We start from the raw sequence: 21439 nt of genomic DNA on the forward strand, positions 1-21439 counted from the left end.
CTGCAGGGCTGCCGGGCCAGCGGTCCAAGCCGGGCATTGTGGACTGACTTGCGCAAGCGCGCTTGCAGGCGCCGCCAAACCCCGCATCGGCCGTCCGGCCGTCCTCATGCCGGGCCTGCGGTGCGCCGCAGCGCCTCCCCCAAAAAACGCCCCGGTGCGCCTGCGCGGGTCAGCGCGCGCGCGCCGCCGCCACTTCGCGGCCCAGCTCGATCACCGCCATCGCGTAGTAGCTCGACCAGTTGTAGCGGGTGATGGCGTAGAAATTTTCGGTGCCCGCCACATAGCTCGGCGCCTCTGCGCCGTTTTGCAGCTCCACCAGTGCGAGCGGGCCGTTGTGTTGTACACCAGCCGCGTCGAGCACAGCGCCCTTGGCTTGCATGCTGGCCACGCTGAAGGTGGGCAGGATGTCGGGCGCCAGCAGGTCATCCATCTGCAGCCGTGCCGTGTCGAACTGCACGCCAAAGTGCGTGGGCATGCCCCGCGTCCAGCCGTGGCCCCGGAAGTAGTTGGCTACCGAGCCGATGGCGTCGGCCGGGCTGTTGAACAGGTCCACGCGGCCATCGCCGTCATAGTCCACGGCGTAACGCACCCAGCTCGACGGCATGAACTGTCCCAGGCCCATGGCACCAGCGTAGCTGCCGCGCGGCTCGAACGGGTCGGTGTTGCTGCGGTTGGTGAGGCTCAGGAACTGCTCCAGCTCGCGGCGGAAAAATTCGGTGCGCTCCTTGGCGCGAGGATGGGCTGATGGGAAATCAAACGCCAGCGTGGCCAGCGCGTCCATCACGCGGAACGTGCCCATCTGCTGGCCGTAGATGGTCTCCACGCCGATGATGCCCACGATGATCTCGGCGGGCACGCCGTACTCGCGCTCGGCGCGCTCCAGCGTGGCCTGGTTCTCCTGCCAGAACCGCTGGCCGGCGCGGATGCGGATGGGGTCGATGAAGCGGCTGCGGTACACGCGCCAGTTCTTGGCTGTGCCCTTGGGTGGCGGCAGCATGAGCCGGGGCACCTGCGGCAAAAAATGCGCCTGCCCGATGGCCTGGCGCACCCATTCGCGGTCCAGGTCGCGGCGCGCAGCCAGGTCATCGGCAAACTGCAGCGCCTCGGGGCGCGATGCGTAGAGCACGGCTGGCTTTTGCTTTGTGATGCTGGTTTTGGAGGATTTTTGCGGGCTAGCGCTTACTGGTAGTGCGCAAGCAGCTATCAAAAATATAGCTGTTGTGATCCATGGAGCTGTCTTCTTCATTTGGGTTGTTCGTTACTTTGTTTTGTCCCTGCGCCCCGAAACCGACGCGACCCAGGCCAGGGATGCCAAGCAAGGGCCGCCCCGCAGCAAGGGCATCGTCCCCTTGGGGGGAAGCGGCGAAGCCGCTCAGGGGGGATTCATCGGTTTGGCCAGTGCAGTGCGCGAAACTCGCGCCGCAGGGCTCCCAGTTCGGTGTCGGGGTGGGGGGCGTAGCGCAGGCGTTCCAGCCGCAGCAGCCAGTCTGCGACCCCAGCAGCCTGCGGGCCGAAATGCGCGCGCACCCGTTCGGCCATGGCGCGAGGGGGCAGGGTTTCGGGCAGCGTCAGGCCGGCGCGCGCCAGGCGCTGGCGTGTGCGGGCCAGCAACCGCAGCCAGGGGTCGTGCTGGGCACGTTCCCAAAGGCTCCAGCCCATGCCGCCCAGTGCAGCCGCGATGACCAGGCTGCCCAGCACGGTGGTGAGGTCCTGCCAGCTGGGAGATTCAAACCCCAGCGCCTTGAGCAGGTCCATCTGGCGGCTCTGGGTGTAGTTGAGCACCCACTGGTTCCAGCCGTTGTTGACGGCTTCCCACACGGCCCGCAGGTTCTGCACCATGCCCGGGCTGAGGGTGCCCAAGGCGTTGGCGAACGCACCCTGGGGCGCGCGCAAACGCTGGAACTGGCCCACGCGGTTCGGCGAGACGGCGCCTGTGGGATCTACACGCACCCAGCCACGCCCCTCCATCCAGACTTCGGACCAGGCATGGGCATCGGCGTTGCGCACCGTCCAGTAGCCATCCACGGGGTTGCGCTCGCCGCCCTGGTAGCCCGTGACGATGCGTGCTGGCACATCCATCGCGCGCATCAGCACCACGAAGGCCGAGGCAATGTGTTCGCAAAAGCCTTCCTTGCGGTCAAACCAGAACTCGTCGGCGGTGTGCTGGCCATAGACGCCTGGATCGAGGGAGTAGTTGTAGCCCCCTGTGCGCAGGCGTTGCAGGACGGCATTGACCAGAACTTCCGTGCGGGCGTTGGCCAGTGCAGGGTCTGCCCGCATCTGTGCCGCCAGCTCCAGGGTGCGCGGATTGAAGCCCGGTGGCAGCTCGGTGTACACGCGCAACTGCCGCACCGACTGCTGCGGGCCATGGCGGAACTCGGGGTAGCTCACGGCCTGGTAGCGCATCACCTCGGTGATGGGACGTGCGGTCATCCACTGCAGATCCTGCGTCATGTAGGCCTGCATGTTGTTGGGCAGCTGGGGCGCCTCGGGGGTGGCCTCCAGCACCATCAGCCAGGGCTGGCGCTGGGGTTCGAGCGTTACTTCATAGCGCACCGCCGGGCCGCTGACCTGCAGATTGGCGGGCAGGGCTGCACGTGCGGCCCAGGCGCTGTCTTCGCGGAAGGGCTCGGCCTGCCATTCCCGGCCATCGAACGCGGTCATGACGGGCCCGCGAAAGTACAGCGTGGATTGTGCAGGCACATCGGTGGGCGCCCCCTCAAAGCGCAGGCGGATGGCCACGCGCTCATCCAGTGCGATCTCGGCCATGTCCCCGATCTTCATCGTGCCCGAGAGGCCGCTGCGCCCGGAGAGGTTTTCGCCGGGCATGCCCCACAACGGTGACATGCGTGGGAACAGCATGAACAGCGCCACCATGATGGGCGCGCCCAGCAGTGCCATGGTGCCCGCCATGCGAAAGGTCTGCGCCAGCGGCGGGCGCCCTACCGGCATGTGGGCATTGACCAGTGCCATGAGCAGCCCCAGCAGCGCCACCAGCATGGCGGCGGCGGTCAGCAGAGATTGCGAGAAGAAGAAATTGCTGAGCATCGTGAAGAAGCCCAGGAAGAACACCACCATGGCATCGCGGCGTGCGCGCAGCTCCAGCATCTTGAGGGCGAGCAGCATGACGATCAAGGTGACACCCGCATCCCGCCCGAGGATGGTGCGGTGCGTGAACAGTGTGCCTGCCACCGCTACCAGGAGCAGGGCGGCCACTGTCCAGCGGCCGGGCAGGGGGCGGCCCGTCCAGGCCAGCCAGCCGCGCCACAGCAGCAGGCCGCCAGCCAGCAGGCTGGTCCACACCGGCAGGTTGGACACCTGCGGCGCGATCACCCAGACGATCACGAACAGCAGAAAAAGCGTGTCGCGGGGGTCGCGAGGCAGGGAAACAAGGGACTGTCGCAGGTTCATGGCAAGGGAGCACGCCCGACAGGTGGCGATTGATTTGCTATTAAAAATATAGCTGTCTGCGCTTTAATAGTAAGCGCTAGGTGCCAATTTGACCTAAAGTTTGAGGGGCGAATCAGCACAATGCCAGCGCCTCCAGGCAATTTCTGCGGTGGGCCGCCCCCGTGTCCGGGGCGATCTCCACACCCGGCAGGCGCAGGCCATAGTCCAGCCCCAGGCGGTCGGCCTGCAGCACCCAGGCGGTCAGGCGCGAGATGCGGGCTTCGTGGTCGGGCAGTGAGGCCCGGGCCAGGTCCAGCCACAGCTCGTGCCGCTGGGCCTGCTGGGCGTCGCGGCTCACCAGGTCGTCGGTGCCGGTGGCCAGCGACTTGGCGGCTTTCTTCCACACCACGAGCTTGAGCGGATCGCCCCGGCGGTAGGCGCGCACACCGTCGAATTCGCCAATGCCCTGTGTGGGCGTGTTGCCTGCTCCGCCCGCGCGCGGTTCACCAGACGGCAGGGGCGGTGTCGGGGTTTCGGGTGCGGGGTAGACCAGCACCTGGGCCGCGGGGCGCCAGTAGGTCCAGACGCGGAAGGTGCCCAGCGGAAAGCGCGTCTCGGCGGTCAATGTGGGAACGCGGTGCAGGCCCCGGCGCTCGGGCTTGAAAGCGACTTGCACGCTGGACTGCCCCTGCGCTGGCACGTCGGTCCAGGCCCAATGATGGGGTTCCTTTTGCGCCTCCTTGCCCGTGCCGTGCACCGACAGGGCGATGCCGTAGCGCGGGGTCTTGCGCTCGCTGGACAGCTGGATGTCAAACGCGGTGCTGCTGCCCATGAAGTGCGGCTCGGGTGCTTTCAGGTGCAGGGTCAGGCCGCGCAGGTTGGCGTGGCAAATGTGCATGCCGATCACCGCACTGCCCGCCAGCAAAAAGGTGAGCAGGTAGCCCAGGTTGAGCTGGTAGTTGATGGACGCGATGAGCAGCACGATCAGCGTCAACGCCAGCATCCAGCCCGAACCGGTGGGCAGGATGTAGACATTGCGCTGCGTGAGCGACAGCGTGTCGCTCAGCGGCAGGCGCGCCTGCCACCAGCGCTGGAAGCGGCGGCGCAGCGGCGCAAATGGGTTGAGCGTGGCGGCCAGGCTGCGCCAGCGCGCAAGGGGTGGGAGGGGCGGTGGGGTGGCGGATTCCATGGGTCAGGGCAACGGAACCGCTTCGACCATCGCGCGCACCTGCTCCACCGCACCGCGTCCGGCGTCGCCCACGGGCACCAGGCGGTGGGCAATGGTCTGGGGCAGCACCGCCTGCACATCATCGGGCGCCACATAGTCGCGCCCGCTGATGAGGGCCTGCGCCTTGGCCGCGCGCACCAGGGCAATGCCCGCGCGGGGCGAGAGCCCTTGCAGAAACCACCGGCCCGAGCGGGTGGCCGCAATCAGGTCCTGCACATAGTTGAGCAGCGGATCGGCCGTGTGGATGGCCTGCACCTGGCGCTGCAGCTCGGCCAGTTCCTCGTCGGACAGCAGGGGCAGCATGGTGTCCACCATGTCGCGCCGGTCCGCGCCCGCCAGCAGCACACGTTCGGCGGCGCGGTCGGGGTAGCCGATGGAGATACGCATCAAAAAGCGGTCGAGCTGCGACTCGGGCAGCGCGAAGGTGCCCAACTGGTCGTGCGGGTTCTGCGTGGCGATCACGAAGAACGGGTGGGGAAGGGCGCGGGTTTCGCCCTCCACCGACACCTGCTTTTCTTCCATGGCTTCGAGCAGCGCGCTCTGCGTCTTGGGGCTGGCGCGGTTGATTTCGTCGGCCAGCAGCACCTGGGCAAACACCGGGCCGGGGTGGAACACGAAGGCTTCCTTGCCGCGTTCGTACACCGACACGCCGGTCAGGTCGCTGGGCATCAGGTCGGCCGTGAACTGCACGCGCGAGAACTGCAGGCCGAAGGTGCGTGACAAGGCGTGGGCCAGGGTGGTCTTGCCCACCCCGGGCACGTCTTCGATGAGCAGGTGCCCCCCCGCCAGCAGGCAGGCCACGCAGTCCTGGACCTGGGCCTGTTTGCCCACGATCACCGTGTTAAGCTGATCCAGAAGTGATTTGATTTTGTGCTGTGCGTTCATGGCATGACGTTATCCGAAAAATTGAGAAAAATGCGACACGCGGGGACAAGACTGTGAGCAAGACGGGCTATTTCACCCATCGGGATTGTTGGAAGCACGAGATGGGCCCGGGCCACCCCGAATGCCCCGAAAGGCTGGACGCCATTGAGGATCGCTTGCTGATCACCGGCGTGGCCGACGCGCTGGAGCGCTACGACGCCCCCGAGGCCTCGCTGGCCGACATCGAGCTGGCCCACGGCCGCATGCACATTGCGGCGTTGCGCGGCCTGTCAGACCGGCTCAACGAAGAGCTGATGGCTGGCGGCCCCAACTACGCGCAGATCGACACCGACACCTCCATCAACGCCCACACCTGGAAGGCGTCGCTGCGCGCTGCGGGGGCGGCATTGGCCGCCACCGATGCCGTGATGGCGGGCGAGGTGGAAAACGCGTTCTGCTCGGTGCGCCCCCCCGGCCACCATGCTTGCCGCGACAAGGCCATGGGTTTCTGCTTCTTCAACAACGTGGCTGTGGCGGCCAAATATGCGCTGCAGCGCTACAACCTGCAGCGCGTGGCGGTGGTGGACTTTGATGTGCACCACGGCAATGGCACCGAGGACATCCTGGCCAATGACCCCCGGGCGCTGATGGTCAGCATCTTCCAGCACCCGTTCTATCCCTACAGCGGTGACCATGATCCCGCCCCGAACATGGTCAACGTGCCCGTGCCCGCCTACACGCGGGGCATGGACATCCGCGAGATCATCGAGATGATGTGGATGCCCCGGCTGGAAGCCTTCAAGCCCGAGATGATTTTTGTGAGTGCTGGTTTTGACGGCCACCGCGAGGACGACATGGGCCAGCTGGGCCTGACCGAGCAGGACTACGCCTGGATCACCCAGCGCGTGAAGGACGTGGCGCGCCGCTATTCCCAGGGCCGCATCGTGTCGTGCCTGGAGGGCGGCTATGTGATGGGGCCGCTGGCGCGCAGTGTGGAGGCACATTTGCGGGTCCTCGCTGATCTTTGACTCCCCCCTGAGCCGCCTGCGGCGTCTTCCCCCAAGGGGGACGCCACCCGTGGCCTGGCAAAGCCAGTTCCACGGTGGCACTGGCCTGGAGCCGCGCCGGTTTCGGCGGCCCCGTGTCGCGCAAACACTGGAGAAATGATGACGACGAATGCCCATGAACTGCTGCAGTCCACCCGCGATGCGCGCGGCGTGGTCACCTTGACCCTGAACGACCCGGCCCGCTTCAACGCGCTGGGTGCAGAGATGCTCTCTGCGCTGCAACAGGCGCTGGAGGATGCGGGCCGCGACGAAGCTGTACGGGTGGTGGTGCTGGCCGCAGCAGGCAAAGCCTTTTGTGCCGGGCACAACCTCAAGGACATGGCGGCGAACCCGGAGCTGGCGTACTACCAGAAGCTGTTTGCGCAATGCAGCCGCATGATGCTCACCATCCACAAGCTGCCAGTACCCGTGATCGCCAGGGTGCAGGGCATGGCGACGGCGGCGGGCTGTCAGCTGGTGGCGCAGTGCGACCTGGCGGTGGCGGCCGACAGCGCCAGCTTTGCCACCAGCGGCATCCACTACGGCCTGTTCTGCGCAACGCCGAGCGTGCCGCTCGTGCGCAATGTGCCCGCCAAGCGGGCGATGGAAATGTTGCTCACCGGCGATTTCTTCGATGCGCCCACCGCGCTGGCGCAGGGTCTGGTGAACCGTGTGGTGCGCGCCGATGCGCTGGATGCCGAGGTCGAAAAGTTGGTGGAGTCCATCCTGCAAAAGCCCCGCGTGGCCGTGGCCATGGGCAAGGCGCTGGTGTACCAGCAGCGGGAGCTGGGCATCGATGCGGCCTACCAGTTGGCGGGCCAGACCATGGCCACCAACATGATGGACGCCGCCGCGCAAGAGGGCGCGCGCGCCTTTGCCGAAAAGCGCCAGCCCACCTGGAAGCGCTGAGAGCCATGGCCACGATAGAAACCCCCATGCTGGAAGATGTGGGCCGCTGGGCCGAGGCGTTTCTTCGGCCCACGGTGCTGGTGGAGTTTGCCGCCTTGGCCGCCTGCCTGGGCCTGGCCTGGTTGCTGGTGTCGCTGCTGCAGCGTGGGCTGCACCGGGGTGACCCGCGCTCCATCCTGTTCGGCACGCGGATTGTCGATGGCGCACTGTTTCCGCTGGCGTTGCTGAGCCTGGCTTATGTGGCGCGCACCGTGCTGCTGCAGTGGGTTCCGCTGGCCGTGTTCAAGGTCGCCGTGCCGGTGCTGGTGTCGCTGGTGGTCATCCGCATCGGGGTGAAGGTGCTGCAGGTGGCCTACCCGGATGCCGCCTGGGTGCGGCCGATTGAACGCTCCATCTCGTGGCTGGCTTGGCTGGGCATGGTGCTGTGGGTCACAGGGCTGTTGCCCTTGGTGCTTGAAGAGCTGGACCAGATCCACTGGAAGGTGGGGGGCGCCACGCTGTCGGTGCGCACCATGATCGAAGGGGCACTGACGGCTGCTGCCGTGCTGCTGATCGCGCTGTGGATATCTGCCGCCATCGAGTCGCGCCTGCTGCGCTCGGCCACCGGGGCCGAGCTGTCGCTGCGCAAGGCCGTGAGCAATGCCGTGCGGGCGCTGCTGATTTTCGTCGGGCTCATCATGGCCCTGTCGGCCGTGGGCATTGACCTGACCGCGTTGTCGGTGCTGGGCGGCGCTGTGGGGGTGGGCATTGGTTTTGGCCTGCAGAAGCTGGCGTCCAACTATGTGAGCGGTTTTGTGATCCTGGCCGAGCGCAGCATGCGCATTGGCGACAATGTGCGGGTGGACAACTTCGAGGGGCGCATCACCGACATCAATGCGCGCTACACGGTGGTGCGCTCGTCCACGGGGCGTGAATCCATCGTGCCCAATGAGATGCTGATCATCCAGCGGGTGGAAAACCTGTCGCTGGCGGACCCCCGGGTGTGGTTGTCCACCGTGGTGAGCGTGGGTTATGACAGCGATGTGGACCTGGTGACGCGGCTGCTGGGCGAGGCCGCCTTTGCCAGCAGCCGTGTGCTGCGCGATCCGGCGCCCAGTGTGTCCTTGTCGGCGTTTGGTGCCGATGGGCTGGAATTCACCGTGGGCTTCTGGATTGCCGACCCCGAGAACGGCTCGCTGGGCCTGCGCTCGGAGATCAACCGCGCCATCCTGAGTGCACTGCGCGCCCACAAGATCGAAATCCCTTATCCGCAGCGGGTCATGCATGTGCAGGTCGAGGGAGCACTGCCCCCTGCAGTGTCGAATGCGGCGGTGGGCCGCGCACTGGCGGGTTCTGAGTAGCCTTGCCCGCTTGTCCGGCAGCTGCAGGTTGCCCAAGGCGACAGCAAACTCTAGACAGGTGCTGCGCCCACTCGCCTATAATCCACAAAAAGCACGATCGTTCTTTTTTCTAATCGTGTGATCTGTGTGCTGGGCCCGTAGCGCTTTCGTTGCAGTGCCGCATAGAATGTTCCAGTTTACGTAAACGTCAATTCAATCAACTCTAGGAGCCGCAGCAATGAAGGTCTTGGTCCCTGTCAAGCGCGTGGTGGACTACAACGTGAAGGTCCGCGTCAAATCGGACAACACGGGTGTGGACATCGCCAACGTGAAGATGAGCATGAACCCCTTTGACGAAATCGCCGTTGAAGAGGCCGTGCGCCTGAAAGAAAAAGGCCTGGTGACCGAAGTCATCGCAGTCTCCTGCGGCGTGGCCCAGTGCCAGGAAACCCTGCGCACCGCCATGGCCATCGGTGCAGACCGCGCCATCCTGGTGGAAACCGACGTCGAGCTGCAGCCCCTGGCCGTTGCCAAGATCCTCAAGGCCCTGGTGGACAAAGAGCAGCCCGGTCTCATCATCCTGGGCAAACAAGCCATCGACGACGACGCCAACCAGACCGGCCAGATGCTGGCGGCCCTGGCCGACCTGCCCCAGGCCACGTTCGCCAACAAGGTCGAACTGACGTCCGACAAGGTCAGCGTGACGCGTGAAGTGGACGGCGGCCTGGAAACCCTGCAGCTGTCGCTGCCAGCGGTCATCACCACCGACCTGCGCCTGAACGAGCCCCGCTACGTCACCTTGCCCAACATCATGAAGGCCAAGAAAAAGCAGCTCGATACCGTCAAGCCCGAAGACCTCGGCGTGGACGTGGCTCCGCGCCTGAAGACCCTCAAGGTGACCGAGCCCGCCAAGCGTGGTGCTGGCATCAAGGTGGCGGACGTAGCGGCACTCGTTGAAAAACTCAAGAACGAAGCGAAGGTGATCTAAATGTCGGTACTCGTTATTGCGGAACACAACAACGCGTCCATCAAGGGCGCCACGCTGAACACCGTGACGGCCGCTGTGGCCTGCGGTGGCGACGTGCACGTGCTGGTGGCCGGCCACAACGCCGGTGCAGCAGCCGCCGCAGCCGCCCAGATCGCCGGTGTCGCCAAGGTCATCCACGCCGACGCCCCTGGCCTGGAACACGGCCTGGCCGAGAACGTGGCCGCGCAAGTGCTCGCCATCGCCTCCAGCTACAGCCACATCCTGTTCCCCGCCACCGCCAGCGGCCGCAACGTGGCCCCCCGCGTGGCCGCCAAGCTGGACGTGGCGCAGGTCAGCGACATCACCAAGGTGGTGAGCCCAGACACCTTCGAGCGCCCCATCTACGCCGGCAACGCCATTGCCACCGTGCAAAGCGCCGACAGCGTAAAGGTCATCACCGTGCGCGCCACCGGCTTTGACGCCGCAGCCGCCACGGGCGGTTCCGCAGCCGTTGAAACCGCCGCAGCCACCGCAGACGCTGGCAAGAGCAGCTTCATGGGCAGCGAAATCGCCAAGAGCGACCGCCCCGAACTCACGGCCGCCAAGATCATCGTCTCCGGTGGCCGAGCCCTCGGCAGCAAGGAAAAGTTCGATGAAGTGATGACGCCGCTGGCCGACAAGCTGGGCGCCGCTTTGGGTGCCAGCCGCGCGGCGGTAGACGCAGGCTACGCCCCCAACGATTGGCAAGTGGGCCAGACCGGCAAGATCGTGGCGCCGCAGTTGTACGTTGCTGCGGGCATCTCGGGTGCCATTCAGCACTTGGCTGGCATGAAGGACTCCAAGGTGATCGTGGCGATCAACAAGGACCCTGAGGCACCGATCTTCAGCGTGGCCGACTATGGGCTGGAAGCGGATCTGTTCACGGCCGTGCCGGAACTGGTCAAGGCCCTGTAAGAACGCCCCTGTGCGCACAAAGGCATCGCTCGCGATGCCTTTTTTTTGACGAAATTTCGCTTTCCCGGAGACACCCATGAGCTACACCGCCCCCGTCAAGGACATGCTGTTCGCCATCGAGCACCTGGCCAACATTGAACAGATTGCGCAGATTCCCGGCTTTGAAGACGCCGGCCTGGACACGGCGGCTGCCGTGCTGGAAGAGTGCGCCAAGTTCAATGAAGGGGTGCTGTCGCCGCTCAACTGGGAAGGCGACAAGAATCCATCGAGCTTTCAATCCGGCGTGGTCACCACCACCCCCGGTTTCAAGGAAGCCTTCCGCCAATACGCCGAAGGCGGCTGGCAAGGCCTGCAGCACCCGGCCGACTTTGGCGGCCAGGGCCTGCCCAAGACCATTGGCGCGGCCTGCATCGAGATGACCAACAGCGCCAACATGAGCTTCGCGCTGTGCCCGCTGCTGACCGATGGTGCCATTGAGGCGCTGCTCACCGCAGGCAGTGACGAGCTCAAGGCCACGTACCTTGAAAAGCTGGTCACTGGCGAATGGACCGGCACCATGAACCTGACCGAACCCCAGGCTGGTTCGGACCTGGCCCTGGTGCGCACGCGCGCCGAACCCCAGCCCGACGGGACGTACAAGATTTTCGGCACCAAGATCTTCATCACCTACGGTGAGCACGACATGGCCGAGAACATCGTCCACCTGGTGCTGGCCCGTGTGCAGGGCGCACCCGAGGGCGTCAAGGGCATCAGCCTCTTCGTCGTGCCCAAGTTCATGGTCAACAAGGATGGAAGCCTGGGCGCGCGGAATGACGCGCATTGCGTGAGCATCGAGCACAAGCTGGGCATCAAGGCCAGCCCCACGGCCGTGCTGCAGTTTGGCGACCATGGCGGCGCCGTGGGCTACCTCGTGGGCCAGGAAAACCGCGGACTCGAATACATGTTCATCATGATGAACGCGGCCCGCTACGCCGTGGGCATGCAGGGCATTGCGATTTCCGAGCGCGCCTACCAGAAGGCTGTGCAGTACGCCAAAGACCGCGTGCAGAGCCGCCCCGTGGACGGCAGCATCAACGCCAGCGCCGCCATCATCCACCACCCCGATGTGAAGCGCATGCTCATGACGATGCGCGCCACCGTGGAAGGCTGCCGTGCCATGGCCACCGTGGCCGCAGCAGCGTTCGATGCTGCCCACCACCACCCCGATGCGGAAACGCGCAAGCAGAACCAGGCGTTCTATGAATTCATGGTGCCGCTGGTCAAGGGCTACAGCACCGAGACCAGCCTGGAAGTGACCAGCCTGGGCGTGCAGGTGCATGGTGGCATGGGTTTCATCGAAGAAACCGGCGCGGCGCAGTACTACCGCGACGCCAAGATCCTGACCATCTACGAAGGCACCACCGCCATCCAGGCCAACGACCTCGTGGGCCGCAAGACGGCGCGTGACGGCGGCCAGACCGCCAAGGGCATCGCCGCACAGATCGAGAAGACCGAGGCCGATCTGTTGGCCAGCGGCACCCCCGCCGCGTTGGCAGTGGCCAAGCGCCTCACGGCGGCGCGCAAGGCGCTGCTCGACGTGATCGACTTTGTAGCCGGTGGCACCAAGGCCCAGCCCAATGCCGTGTTTGCGGGCAGCGTGCCTTACCTGATGCTGGCGGGCAATGTGGTGGCGGGCTGGCAGCTGGCGCGCAGCCTGCTGGTGGCACAGGACCTGTTGCAAAAGGGACAGGACGAAGCGTTCATGCGCGCAAAAATCACTACGGCCCAGTTCTACGCTGATCACATCCTGGTGAAGGCCCCGGGCCTGCGCGACAGCATTGTGGAAGGCGCGGCCAGCGTTACCGAGTTGGCGCTGGAAGCCTTTTGAAGGTTGAGCGTGTTGTGAGGAGACGGACTGCCCGCAGAGCGGGCAGCTTATTGATATAAAAATGATAGCTGCTAGCGCTTGATGAATAAGCGCTAGAGCCCTATTTCATCCAAAAACCTGTTCAGGAAGTTGTTGCCATGTCCAAACTGCCCGCCGCGCTGCAAAACCTCTCGCTGCCTGTCATCGGCTCGCCGCTGTTCATCATCAGCAACCCCAAGCTCGTCATTGAGCAGTGCAAGGCGGGTGTGGTGGGCTCCATGCCCGCGCTCAATGCCCGCCCCGCTGAGCTGCTCGACGAATGGCTGGCCGAGATCACCGAGACGCTGGCTGCCTACAACAAGGCCAACCCCGACAAGCCGGCCGCGCCTTTTGCCATCAACCAGATCGTGCACAAGAGCAACGACCGGCTGGAGCACGACATGCAGGTGTGCGCCAAGTACAAGGTGCCGATCATCATTACAAGCCTGGGCGCGCGCGAGGATGTGAACCAGGCCGTGCATGCCTGGGGTGGCATCGTGCTGCACGACATCATCAACAACAAGTTTGCCCACAAGGCGATTGAAAAGGGCGCCGATGGCCTGATCGCCGTGGCCGCCGGTGCGGGCGGCCATGCGGGAGTGAAGAGCCCGTTTGCGCTCATCCAGGAAATCCGCCAGTGGTTCGACGGCCCCGTAGCGCTGAGTGGTTCCATCGCCAGCGGCGACGCAGTGCTGGCCGCGCAGGCCATGGGTGCAGACTTTGGCTACATCGGCTCGGCCTTCATCGCCACGCACGAAGCGCGTGCCAGCGATGCCTACAAGCAGGCCATCGTGGACGGCAACTCCGACGACATCGTTTACAGCAACCTGTTCACCGGCGTGCACGGCAACTACCTGGCTCCGTCGATTCGCGCTGCGGGCATGGACCCCGACAACCTGCCCGAGTCCGACCCCAGCAAGATGAACTTTGGCGGCGATGCCAAGAAGGCCTGGAAAGACATCTGGGGCTGCGGCCAGGGCATTGGTGCCATCAACGCCGTGACCAGCACCGCCGAGCTGGTGGGCAAGCTGCGCCGCGAGTACGAGGCTGCGCGCGCGCGCCTCAAGCTCTGATGCTGCGCTGAGCTTTTTGGGCTCCACACCGCCGCCGCTGCCCAGGGCGTGGTGGCCTTGGGCAAGAGGGCTTCATTCGCCCGCAGTGCGCCTGGTGTGCACTGCGGGCGAAGCTGTTTCTGGCGCTCCCGAGGCAAGGGCAAACCCCCATAAGCCTGTTCTGGTGGCTGCGGATAATGATGATGATCAATAACCAAAGTGCGTGTGCTTGGGTTGCTCGGTCAGCACATTCTTTGCAAGGTGGGTGCGTGATGTTTCGTTCTTTTCTGGTGCTGCTGGTTGCCTTGTGCACAGGTGGTCTGGGCCATGCCCGCAACGAGGGCGTGACCGCCGATGAAATCCGCCTCGGCGCATCGGCGGTGCTGTCGGGGCCGCTCGGGCCCCAGACTGCGCAGTATGGCGAGGGCTCGCGGCTCATGTTCGACGCGGTGAATGCGCAGGGCGGCGTGCATGGCCGCATGATCCGATACACCACACTTGACGACGGCTTCGATCCCCAGAAAGCGGTGGAGAACACGCGCCAGCTGCTGGAGACCGACAAGGTCTTCATGATCTACAACAGCACCGGCACGGCGCAGACGGCCGCCATATTGCCCCTGATCAAGGAGCACCGCACCCTGCTGTTTGGCCCGGTCACGGGCGCTTCGGTGTTTCGGGAAACCCTCAACCCCTACGTCTTTCATGTGCGCGCAGGGTATGCGAGCGAGGCTGCAAAAATCGTCTCGCAGCTGCGCCAGCAGGGCATCAGCCGCGTGGCCGTGTTCTACCAGGACGACGGGCTGGGCAAAACCTTGCTGGCCGAGCTCAAGAAAGCCTCCGACGAGGAAAAACTGGCCTTCGTGGCGGAGATCAAGGTAGATCCCAAACAGCCGGACTTCGCTGCTGCGGCGCAGGCCACCGAAAAGGCACAGCCCCAGGCCGTGATCGTTGCAACCGCAGGAACCACGTTCACCAGCTACATCAAGGCCGTGCAATCGACAGCGGCGCGGCCCGCGTACTACGGGTTCTCCGTAGCCAGCATGGACGTGATCCACCGCGAGCTTAAAGAAAAGGCGCGCGGCATCATCCTCGCGCAGATCATGCCGTCGCTGCGCAGCACCACGGTACCCGTGGTGGCCGAATACCTGGCCCTGCTGCGCGCCAAGTCCCCCAGCGCCCAGCCTTCGGCTTCGCAGTTCGAGGGATTCGTGCATGCCCGGCTGCTGGTGGAGGGGTTGCGCCGCACGGGGCGCAACCTGACCACGGAGTCTTTCATCAAGACAATGGAGGATGCCGGTGAAATATCCTTTGGGCGCTTTAACGTCAAATACTCGCCCAAGAGCCACAACGGCTCGACTTATGTGGAACTGGCCATTGTGGATGCGGAAGGGAGTCTGCGGTATTGAGCGGAGGTTTCACAACCCGTACGTCAGCTCCCGCGCCTTGCCCCAGAACACCCGGTACATGAAGATGGTGTAGGCAATGATCGCTGGCAGCGTGATGGCCACGCCGATGCCGATCACCACCAGCGATTCCGTGGCGCTGGCGGCCTGCCACACTGTCAGGCGGTCGATCACGATGTAGGGATAGATGCTGTAGGCCAGCCCCAGGAAGGCCAGCACAAAGATCAGCACGGTGGCGCCGAACACGATCCAGCCGTAGCCCGCCTGCACGACGCGCGGCGTGGCCAGCACATGGCGGATGGCAAAGAAGGCCGCCACGCAGGCCAGCGGAATGGGCAGCAGCGCAAACAGTTCGGGCAGTACAAACCACTTGGCAAACACCGTGGGACTGACCAGCGGCGTGGCCAGCGAAATTCCCATGAGCGCAAACCCCATGGGCCACAGCGCACCCTGGCCCCAGCGGGCGGCCTTGCGCTGAAGATCGCCATCGGTCTTCATGAGGAGCCAGCCCGCGCCCAGCATCGCGTAGGCCGCAGGCAGGGTGATGGCAATGCCTGCGGAAAACAGCAGGCCCCAGGTGTCGTTCTGAAAGCCGGTGATGTAGGCCCCCAGCATCCAGCCCTGGGCCAGGGTGGTCGCCAGTGAGCCTGCCGCAAACAGGCGGTTCCATGTGGTCTTGTGCGAGTCGCGGGCCTTCACGCGAAAGTCGAAAGCCACGCCGCGCAGTATCAGGCCCACCAGCATCACGGCCACCGGCAGGTACAGGGCCGACAGCACCACGCCGTGCGCGGTCGGAAAACAGATGAGCAGCACCCCCACGCCCAGCACCAGCCAGGTCTCGTTGGCGTCCCAGAAAGGGCCGATGCTGGACACCATCACGTCCTTCTCCGCATCGGTGGCAAAGGGCAGGAGGATGCCCACGCCCAGGTCGTAGCCGTCGAGGATCACATAGGCCAGCAGGGCCAGGCCCATTACGGCCATGAAGATCAGGGGCAGGGCGGTGGCCCAGTTCAGTGCGTCCATGGAGGCCTCCTTAAACGGCGCGAGGGGCTGGCGCGGGATGGGACGCCGCCGGTGTGGGCATGGCTGGGTGTTCGGCCATGTACTTGATCACGCCCACATAGGCCACCAGCAGCAGCCCATAGACGATGAGATAGGCAGCCAGCGTGCTGGCCACCATGGCGGGCGCGTGGGGGGCCACGGCGTCGGCGGTCTTGAAAAGGCCATAGACCAGGTAAGGCTGGCGACCGATTTCGGTCACGTACCACCCGGCCAGCGTGGCCACCCAGCCTGAGAACGCCATACCCACCAGCGTGTAGAGCAGTGGCCGGGGCAGGGTGGCCAGGTCTTGCTTGCGGCGGCGATACAGCACAAAAGCACCCACCCAGGCCACGGCCAGCATGAGCAGGCCCACACCCACCATCACGCGGAACCCCCAGAACACGGGCGCCACGGGCGGATGGGCGCCTGGGAATTCGTTGAGCCCCTTCAGCTCGGCGTCGCTATCGTGCGCCAGGATCAGGCTGGCCGCCTTGGGGATCTGCAAGGCGTAGTCGGTGCGACCTTCCTTCTCGTTGGGCAGGCCAAACAGCGTAAGTGGCGCGCCCTTCTCGGTGTGCCAGATGCCCTCGATGGCTGCGATCTTGGCGGGCTGGTGCTCCAGCGTGTTGAGACCATGCAGGTCGCCCATGAAGATCTGCAGCGGGATCACGACGGCCACTGCGGTGATGGCCGTGCGCAGGGCCTTGCGCGTGCCTTCGTTGGCCGTGCCCTTGATGAGCTGCCAGGCACTCACACCGGCGATCAAAAAGCCTGCCGTGAGGGCCGATGCCAGCAGCTTGTGGCCCAGTCGGTAGGGGAAGGACGGGTTGAACACAATCGCCAGCCAGTCCACCGCGTGGAACTTGCCATCGATGATCTCGTAGCCCACGGGCGTCTGCATCCACGAGTTCAAACTCAAGATCCAGAAAGCCGACAGCGTGGTGCCAAAAGCCACCATGAGCGTGGCGACAAGGTGCATGCGCTCGGACACGCGCCCCCGGCCAAACAGCATGATCCCCAGGAAGGTGGCCTCCAGAAAGAACGCCGTCAGCACCTCATAGCCCAGCAGCGGTCCGGCAATGTTGCCCACATGTTCCATGAAGCCCGGCCAGTTCGTGCCGAACTGAAAACTCATGGTGATGCCCGACACCACGCCCAGCGCAAAGGTCAGCGCAAACACCTTGGTCCAGAAGTAGTAGGCCTGCTCCCAGCCCAGCGCCGCCGGTGTGCCGCGCGTGGCCGTGTGCCGCAGGCGGAAGAACACCAGAAACCAGCACAGCGCAATCGTGATGGTGGGGAACAGGATGTGAAAGCTGATGTTGGCCGCGAACTGGATGCGCGAGAGCGTGAAGGCGTCCATGGCGTCAAACTCCTGAGGGATTGCTCTTTGGCGAGTGATTGCCCTTGCCGGTCAGCCGGTCCTTGAATTCGAGCACCCGGGTAACGGCGGTGCCCATGCCCATGAGCTGCATCGCTGTTTCAGGCGCCAGGCGCTGCACGTCGTCGAACCATGTCATGAGCCGGTCGATCAGTTCGTGCATCTCGCGCATGCGTTCCTGGGCGTGGCGCTCTTCATCGGAGGAGGGCTCTTCGAGTAGCGCCATGCGCAGCATCGACAAGGTGGGTTCGATCTCGCGGCGGCGGCGTTCCTCGGCCAGCACACGGAAGATCTCCCACACGTCCTTGGGTGCCTCGAAGTACTCGCGCCGGTCGCCCGGCTGGTGGCTCAGTTTCACCAGCCGCCAGGCCTGAAGCTCCTTGAGCCCCATGCTCACGTTGGAGCGCGAAAACTCCAGCGTTTCAGCAATCTCGTCGGCATTGAGCGGGCGAGGAGACAGGAAGATGAGTGCATACATCTGGCCGACCGTGCGGTTGATGCCCCAGCGGCTGCCCATCTCGCCAAAGTGGGCCACGAACTGGCGGTTCAGAGGGGGTAAATGGTTGACGTAGGTCATATAGGCACGTATTGTGCGCTTGATTTTTTGAAATTTCAGTAATTTCTGAAAATTCAGGAAATTGCACCTTCAGAAGGCGGGGTACTGCGGCAGGCTCTAGGGCTGCGCAAACTGCTGGATGCGGGGGACAATAGAGGTTTTTGTCTGCCGGTGCGGCCCCGCCTCGGCACATGCCATACCTCCCCGCTCCCATGTCTTCGTCTCCTTCCCGTATGCCCCTGATCGATATGGTCAAGGGCGTGGCGTGCATCACCATCGTCTGGCACCACCTGGCCTTTTATGGCCCGATGTCGGACATCGCCCAGCCTCTCGCCCCCGCCTTGATGGCCTGGCTGTATGACTATGGGCGCATGGCGGTGCAGGTGTTTCTGGTGCTGGGCGGCTACCTTGCCGCAGCCAGCCTGGCGCCCCAGGGCGTGGCGCGGTTTGACCATGCTGGCAATGCAGTGGCCAAGCGTTTTGTACGGCTGGTGGTTCCCTACGCGGTGGCGTTGTTGCTGACGGTGGTGGTGGCTGCCTTGGTGCGCCCCTGGATGGAGCACTCTTCTGTTCCGGAAGAACCCACCTTGGCGCAATTGCTGGCCAATGCCTTGCTGCTGCAGGACATCGTGGACGAAGATGCCCTGTCTGCCGGTGTCTGGTATGTGGCCATCGACTTCCAGCTTTTTGCATTGAGCGTGCTGCTCTGGGCGGGCGTCAGAGCCCTGCCGGGCGTGTGGGCCCAGCGGCACGGGGCTGTTTTGGCCCGGGTGCTCATCGTGGCAGGTGTGGCGGCGTCGCTGTGGGTTTTCAACCGCATGGCCGGGCTCGACATGTGGGCGATCTACTTCCTGGGTGCCTATGGCCTGGGCATGCTGGCGTACTGGGCTGTGCGCGCAGCCAGCCCGGTGGGGTGGCTGCGCGCCATGGTGCTGCTGGGCGGTGTGGCCCTGGCGCTGGACTTCCGGGGCCGCATCGTGGTGGTGCTCGTCACGGCGCTGTGCCTGGTGGTGGCGTTGCGGTCCGAACGTCTGCGTGCCTGGGGCGGTTTTGCGCCGCTGGTTCGCGTGGGGCAGATGTCTTACTCCATCTTCCTCGTGCACTTTGCCGTGTGCCTGCTGGTCAATGCCGTGGTCAGCCACTTGTGGCCTGCTTCGCCGGTGCCCAATGCACTGGGCATGCTGCTGGCGTTTGTCCTGTCCCTCGCCGCCGGGCGCCTGCTCTACCTGCGGGTGGAGCGGCATGTGCCCACCTGGTCCACCGCATTGCGCTGGCAGGCGGGGCTGGTGGGCACCGGTCTGCTGGTGGCTGTTACCAACAACGGGTTCTGAATGAGGGCTCGTGAAGAGCTCTTCAACGCTGTAGCTTGCGCTCGCGCCGCTTGCGCTGCCGGTCCAGAAACCAGGCCATGAAGGGCAGGATCAGCATCGAGCCCGGAATCACCCAGATGAACAGGTAGGGACTCACGGACGAGGCTGACCGCATCACATCCCGCAAATGGGCGCGCTCTGCGGCATCCCAGTTGCCCTGGCGGCGCTGCTGCACCAGCCACACCACCGAGCCCTTCATTGTTGCCATCTCGCGCTTGAGGCGGCTCTTTTCGCGGCTGTTTCCCGCCAGGAAGGAGCAGAACCATTCAGGAGCCCGCTCCATTCGCCGCTGGAATGCGACCGTCGAGTCCGGGTCGAACTGGTCAATCGATGGAGGGATGTCTGGCGTGTGTGGTGCGGGCGGTGTGGTCATGGCGGCTGCCATTGTCGCGGCTCATGGCGCTTTGCACCACCCCAATCCGTGGCACTCACTTGCACCCTCCAGGCAGGGCTCGCCGGGAATAGAAGGCGCGCAGTGCTCCAGCTACCCAATAGCCTCAGAAACCGGCGTGCTCAAAGGCCAGGGCAGCCAAGCAAGGGCCGCCCCGCAGCGAGGGCGGCGTCCCCCCGCCCGCAGTGCGCAGCGCTGTGAGAGCGAGGGGAAGGCGCGCAGCGCCTCAGGGGGTGTCCCGAATTCAACGATGCAGTTCGCCGGCACTTTCAGGCTGGTACAGGATGTCTTTCACGCGCACCGTCATCGACTTGCCGCCCGGTCCGGGCCAGGCCAGTTCATCGCCCACCGCCAGGCCCAGCAGGGCGCTGCCCACGGGCGCGAAGATCGAGATGCGGTCCGCAGTGCCATCCGCGTCGCGCGGGTAGACCAGGGTCAGGCAGAACTCCTTGCCCGTCTCCAGGATGGAGAACTGCACGGTGGAGTTCATGGTCACCACGTTGGGCGGGATGTCCTCGGGCGGCACCACATCGGCCCGGTCCAGCTCTGCTTGCAGGTCCGCCTTGCCCGGGAAGACACTGGCCGGGATGGCGGCCAGCAGGGCTTCGATGCGGTCAACGTCGAGCGACGACAGGATGATCTGGGGCTTGCGCGCCATGGCAGTACCTCTAAGGTGGTGACAAAGCGCGGGACTGTAGACCATCGCGAATCTCGCACTGCCGCGCGCGGTCAATCTCCCTGGATGTTGCGCGCCTTGATCAGGGCGCCAAACCGTGCGCTGTCGATGGAAGCCCGTGCGTTGAAGTCGGTGGGCGACATGGGGGCAGGCACCCCGCCCAGCGCCGTGATGCGGTCCTTGACGGCCTGCGTGCCCAGCACCTTGTTGATCTCGCGGTTCAGGCGCGTGACCACGTCGGGCGGTGTGCCCGCCGGTGCATAAAAACCAAACCAGGTGTCTGCGTCAAAGCCCTTCAGGCCCACTTCGTCCAGTGTGGGAACGTCCGGGAAGAGGGGTGAGCGCTTGGCGCTGCCCACGGCCAGCAGCCGGAGCTTGCCCGCTTTCACATGCGAGAGGCCGATACCCGGGTCGAACATGAAGTCCAGCTGCCCACCCAGCAGGTCCTGCATGGCCGGTGCCGCGCCCCGGTAGGGCACATGCACCGCAAATACATTGGCCTGGGTCTTGAGCATCTCGGCCGCCAGGTGGGGCGAGCTGCCGTTGCCCGGCGTGCCAAAGCTCAGCTTGCCGGGGTTGGCCTTCAGGTGCGCGAGGAACTCCTGGATGGTGTTGACCGGCAGTGTGGGGCGCACCTCCAGGAAGACCAGCACCCGTGCAGCAGCAGCCACGGGTGTCAGGTCCTTGACGGGGTCGAAAGGCATCTTGGGATACAGGTGCGGGTTGACCGACACCATGCCGCCCGAACTCATGAGCAGGGTATAGCCATCGGCCGGGGATTTGGCCACAGCCTCCCCGCCGATGTTGCCGCCCGCACCGCCCCGGTTCTCCACCACCACCGGCTGTCCCAGCGCGGCCTGCAGGGGCTGGGTGACGGCGCGCGCAATCTGGTCGGCGGCGCCCCCGGCGGGGAAGTTGACGATGACTTTGATCGGCTTGCTGGGCCAGGTGTCTGCCATGGCGGCGGTGCTGAGCAGCACGCTGGCAGCGGCGCATGCCAGCGTGCGCAG

19 protein-coding genes are annotated in these 21439 nt (G+C 65.0%); 9 read left to right on the forward strand and 10 right to left on the reverse strand.

The genetic code is table 11. From position 1 onward, the window contains the following. Positions 1–169: 169 nt before the first annotated feature. The 4 genes from mltB to NFX52_RS22015 all read right to left on the reverse strand — a co-directional run bounded on the left by mltB (position 170) and on the right by NFX52_RS22015 (position 5503). Positions 170–1246, reverse strand: a complete 1077-nt coding sequence (mltB, locus tag NFX52_RS22000; RefSeq protein WP_055396143.1) for a lytic murein transglycosylase B — start codon at positions 1244–1246, stop codon at positions 170–172. 137 nt (positions 1247–1383) lie between these two features. After that, entirely contained in the window at positions 1384–3411 is a 2028-nt protein-coding gene (locus NFX52_RS22005) for a transglutaminase TgpA family protein (protein WP_055396141.1), read from the reverse strand. Positions 3412–3523: 112 nt separating this feature from the next. Next, positions 3524–4579: a DUF58 domain-containing protein gene (locus tag NFX52_RS22010; RefSeq protein ID WP_055396139.1), complete on the reverse strand. Its 1056-nt coding sequence runs from the start codon at positions 4577–4579 to the stop codon at positions 3524–3526. Between the two features lie 3 nt (positions 4580–4582). Further along, positions 4583–5503, reverse strand: coding sequence for an AAA family ATPase (locus NFX52_RS22015; RefSeq protein WP_010460095.1), 921 nt, complete (start codon positions 5501–5503; stop codon positions 4583–4585). A 53-nt stretch (positions 5504–5556) separates the two neighbouring features. On the opposite strand from NFX52_RS22015, the gene NFX52_RS22020 reads away from it, so the two are divergent. The 8 genes from NFX52_RS22020 to NFX52_RS22055 all read left to right on the forward strand — a co-directional run bounded on the left by NFX52_RS22020 (position 5557) and on the right by NFX52_RS22055 (position 15020). Beyond that, the gene (locus NFX52_RS22020) at positions 5557–6510 is read left to right on the forward strand and encodes a histone deacetylase family protein (protein ID WP_202907138.1); all 954 of its coding nucleotides are present in this window, start codon (positions 5557–5559) and stop codon (positions 6508–6510) included. A 138-nt stretch (positions 6511–6648) separates the two neighbouring features. Further along, entirely contained in the window at positions 6649–7437 is a 789-nt protein-coding gene (locus tag NFX52_RS22025; protein WP_369801332.1) for an enoyl-CoA hydratase, read from the forward strand. A gap of 5 nt (positions 7438–7442) precedes the next feature. Then, entirely contained in the window at positions 7443–8777 is a 1335-nt protein-coding gene (locus NFX52_RS22030; RefSeq protein WP_055396133.1) for a mechanosensitive ion channel family protein, read from the forward strand. A 217-nt stretch (positions 8778–8994) separates the two neighbouring features. Beyond that, a complete protein-coding gene (locus tag NFX52_RS22035; RefSeq protein ID WP_252635820.1) occupies positions 8995–9744 on the forward strand; it encodes an electron transfer flavoprotein subunit beta/FixA family protein in 750 nt (249 codons plus the stop codon). Then, positions 9745–10677 (forward strand): electron transfer flavoprotein subunit alpha/FixB family protein, encoded by a 933-nt coding sequence (locus NFX52_RS22040; RefSeq protein WP_252635821.1) that lies wholly within the window; start codon positions 9745–9747, stop codon positions 10675–10677. It begins immediately after the preceding gene. Positions 10678–10753: 76 nt separating this feature from the next. Beyond that, complete coding sequence (locus tag NFX52_RS22045; protein ID WP_055394252.1) at positions 10754–12544, forward strand: acyl-CoA dehydrogenase; 1791 nt, start codon at positions 10754–10756, stop codon at positions 12542–12544. Between the two features lie 137 nt (positions 12545–12681). Then, a complete protein-coding gene (locus NFX52_RS22050) occupies positions 12682–13635 on the forward strand; it encodes an NAD(P)H-dependent flavin oxidoreductase (protein ID WP_055394253.1) in 954 nt (317 codons plus the stop codon). A gap of 251 nt (positions 13636–13886) precedes the next feature. Further along, on the forward strand, positions 13887–15020 hold the full coding sequence (locus NFX52_RS22055; RefSeq protein WP_121419439.1) for an ABC transporter substrate-binding protein: 1134 nt from the start codon (positions 13887–13889) through the stop codon (positions 15018–15020). A gap of 9 nt (positions 15021–15029) precedes the next feature. Here the strand turns inward: NFX52_RS22055 and NFX52_RS22060 are convergent, their stop codons facing one another. Genes NFX52_RS22060 through NFX52_RS22070 form a run of 3 tightly spaced genes read right to left on the reverse strand, consistent with a single transcriptional unit; the run spans position 15030 to position 18013 of the window. Continuing rightward, complete coding sequence (locus tag NFX52_RS22060) at positions 15030–16040, reverse strand: cytochrome d ubiquinol oxidase subunit II (RefSeq protein WP_055394255.1); 1011 nt, start codon at positions 16038–16040, stop codon at positions 15030–15032. Between the two features lie 10 nt (positions 16041–16050). Beyond that, on the reverse strand, positions 16051–17418 hold the full coding sequence (locus NFX52_RS22065) for a cytochrome ubiquinol oxidase subunit I (protein ID WP_055394257.1): 1368 nt from the start codon (positions 17416–17418) through the stop codon (positions 16051–16053). A 4-nt stretch (positions 17419–17422) separates the two neighbouring features. Continuing rightward, complete coding sequence (locus tag NFX52_RS22070; RefSeq protein WP_055394259.1) at positions 17423–18013, reverse strand: GbsR/MarR family transcriptional regulator; 591 nt, start codon at positions 18011–18013, stop codon at positions 17423–17425. A 191-nt stretch (positions 18014–18204) separates the two neighbouring features. On the opposite strand from NFX52_RS22070, the gene NFX52_RS22075 reads away from it, so the two are divergent. Then, positions 18205–19323 (forward strand): acyltransferase family protein, encoded by a 1119-nt coding sequence (locus tag NFX52_RS22075; RefSeq protein ID WP_055394261.1) that lies wholly within the window; start codon positions 18205–18207, stop codon positions 19321–19323. Between the two features lie 22 nt (positions 19324–19345). On the opposite strand, the gene NFX52_RS22080 is transcribed toward NFX52_RS22075, so the two are convergent. The 3 genes from NFX52_RS22080 to NFX52_RS22090 form a co-directional block, all read right to left on the reverse strand. Continuing rightward, entirely contained in the window at positions 19346–19735 is a 390-nt protein-coding gene (locus NFX52_RS22080; protein WP_055394290.1) for a hypothetical protein, read from the reverse strand. 262 nt (positions 19736–19997) lie between these two features. Then, a complete protein-coding gene (gene rnk, locus NFX52_RS22085; RefSeq protein ID WP_055394263.1) occupies positions 19998–20411 on the reverse strand; it encodes a nucleoside diphosphate kinase regulator in 414 nt (137 codons plus the stop codon). 71 nt (positions 20412–20482) lie between these two features. Then, positions 20483–21439, reverse strand: a 957-nt coding sequence (locus tag NFX52_RS22090) for a Bug family tripartite tricarboxylate transporter substrate binding protein (protein WP_435301294.1), incomplete at its 5' end; no start/stop codon positions are given.

It is taken from the genome of Acidovorax facilis (assembly GCF_023913775.1).
Classification (GTDB): Bacteria; Pseudomonadota; Gammaproteobacteria; order Burkholderiales; family Burkholderiaceae_C; genus Acidovorax; species Acidovorax facilis.

Coding starts and splice junctions, on each gene's coding strand:
- NFX52_RS22045 (WP_055394252.1), top strand. CDS start 10,754: ATGAGCTACACCGCCCCCGTCAAGGACATGCTGTTCGCCATCGAGCAC.
- NFX52_RS22030 (WP_055396133.1), top strand. CDS start 7,443: ATGGCCACGATAGAAACCCCCATGCTGGAAGATGTGGGCCGCTGGGCC.
- NFX52_RS22055 (WP_121419439.1), top strand. CDS start 13,887: ATGTTTCGTTCTTTTCTGGTGCTGCTGGTTGCCTTGTGCACAGGTGGT.
- NFX52_RS22080 (WP_055394290.1), bottom strand. CDS start 19,735: ATGACCACACCGCCCGCACCACACACGCCAGACATCCCTCCATCGATT.
- rnk (WP_055394263.1), bottom strand. CDS start 20,411: ATGGCGCGCAAGCCCCAGATCATCCTGTCGTCGCTCGACGTTGACCGC.
- NFX52_RS22015 (WP_010460095.1), bottom strand. CDS start 5,503: ATGAACGCACAGCACAAAATCAAATCACTTCTGGATCAGCTTAACACG.
- NFX52_RS22005 (WP_055396141.1), bottom strand. CDS start 3,411: ATGAACCTGCGACAGTCCCTTGTTTCCCTGCCTCGCGACCCCCGCGAC.
- NFX52_RS22010 (WP_055396139.1), bottom strand. CDS start 4,579: ATGGAATCCGCCACCCCACCGCCCCTCCCACCCCTTGCGCGCTGGCGC.
- NFX52_RS22040 (WP_252635821.1), top strand. CDS start 9,745: ATGTCGGTACTCGTTATTGCGGAACACAACAACGCGTCCATCAAGGGC.
- NFX52_RS22025 (WP_369801332.1), top strand. CDS start 6,649: ATGACGACGAATGCCCATGAACTGCTGCAGTCCACCCGCGATGCGCGC.
- NFX52_RS22050 (WP_055394253.1), top strand. CDS start 12,682: ATGTCCAAACTGCCCGCCGCGCTGCAAAACCTCTCGCTGCCTGTCATC.
- NFX52_RS22070 (WP_055394259.1), bottom strand. CDS start 18,013: ATGACCTACGTCAACCATTTACCCCCTCTGAACCGCCAGTTCGTGGCC.
- NFX52_RS22035 (WP_252635820.1), top strand. CDS start 8,995: ATGAAGGTCTTGGTCCCTGTCAAGCGCGTGGTGGACTACAACGTGAAG.
- NFX52_RS22075 (WP_055394261.1), top strand. CDS start 18,205: ATGTCTTCGTCTCCTTCCCGTATGCCCCTGATCGATATGGTCAAGGGC.
- NFX52_RS22065 (WP_055394257.1), bottom strand. CDS start 17,418: ATGGACGCCTTCACGCTCTCGCGCATCCAGTTCGCGGCCAACATCAGC.
- NFX52_RS22060 (WP_055394255.1), bottom strand. CDS start 16,040: ATGGACGCACTGAACTGGGCCACCGCCCTGCCCCTGATCTTCATGGCC.
- mltB (WP_055396143.1), bottom strand. CDS start 1,246: ATGAAGAAGACAGCTCCATGGATCACAACAGCTATATTTTTGATAGCT.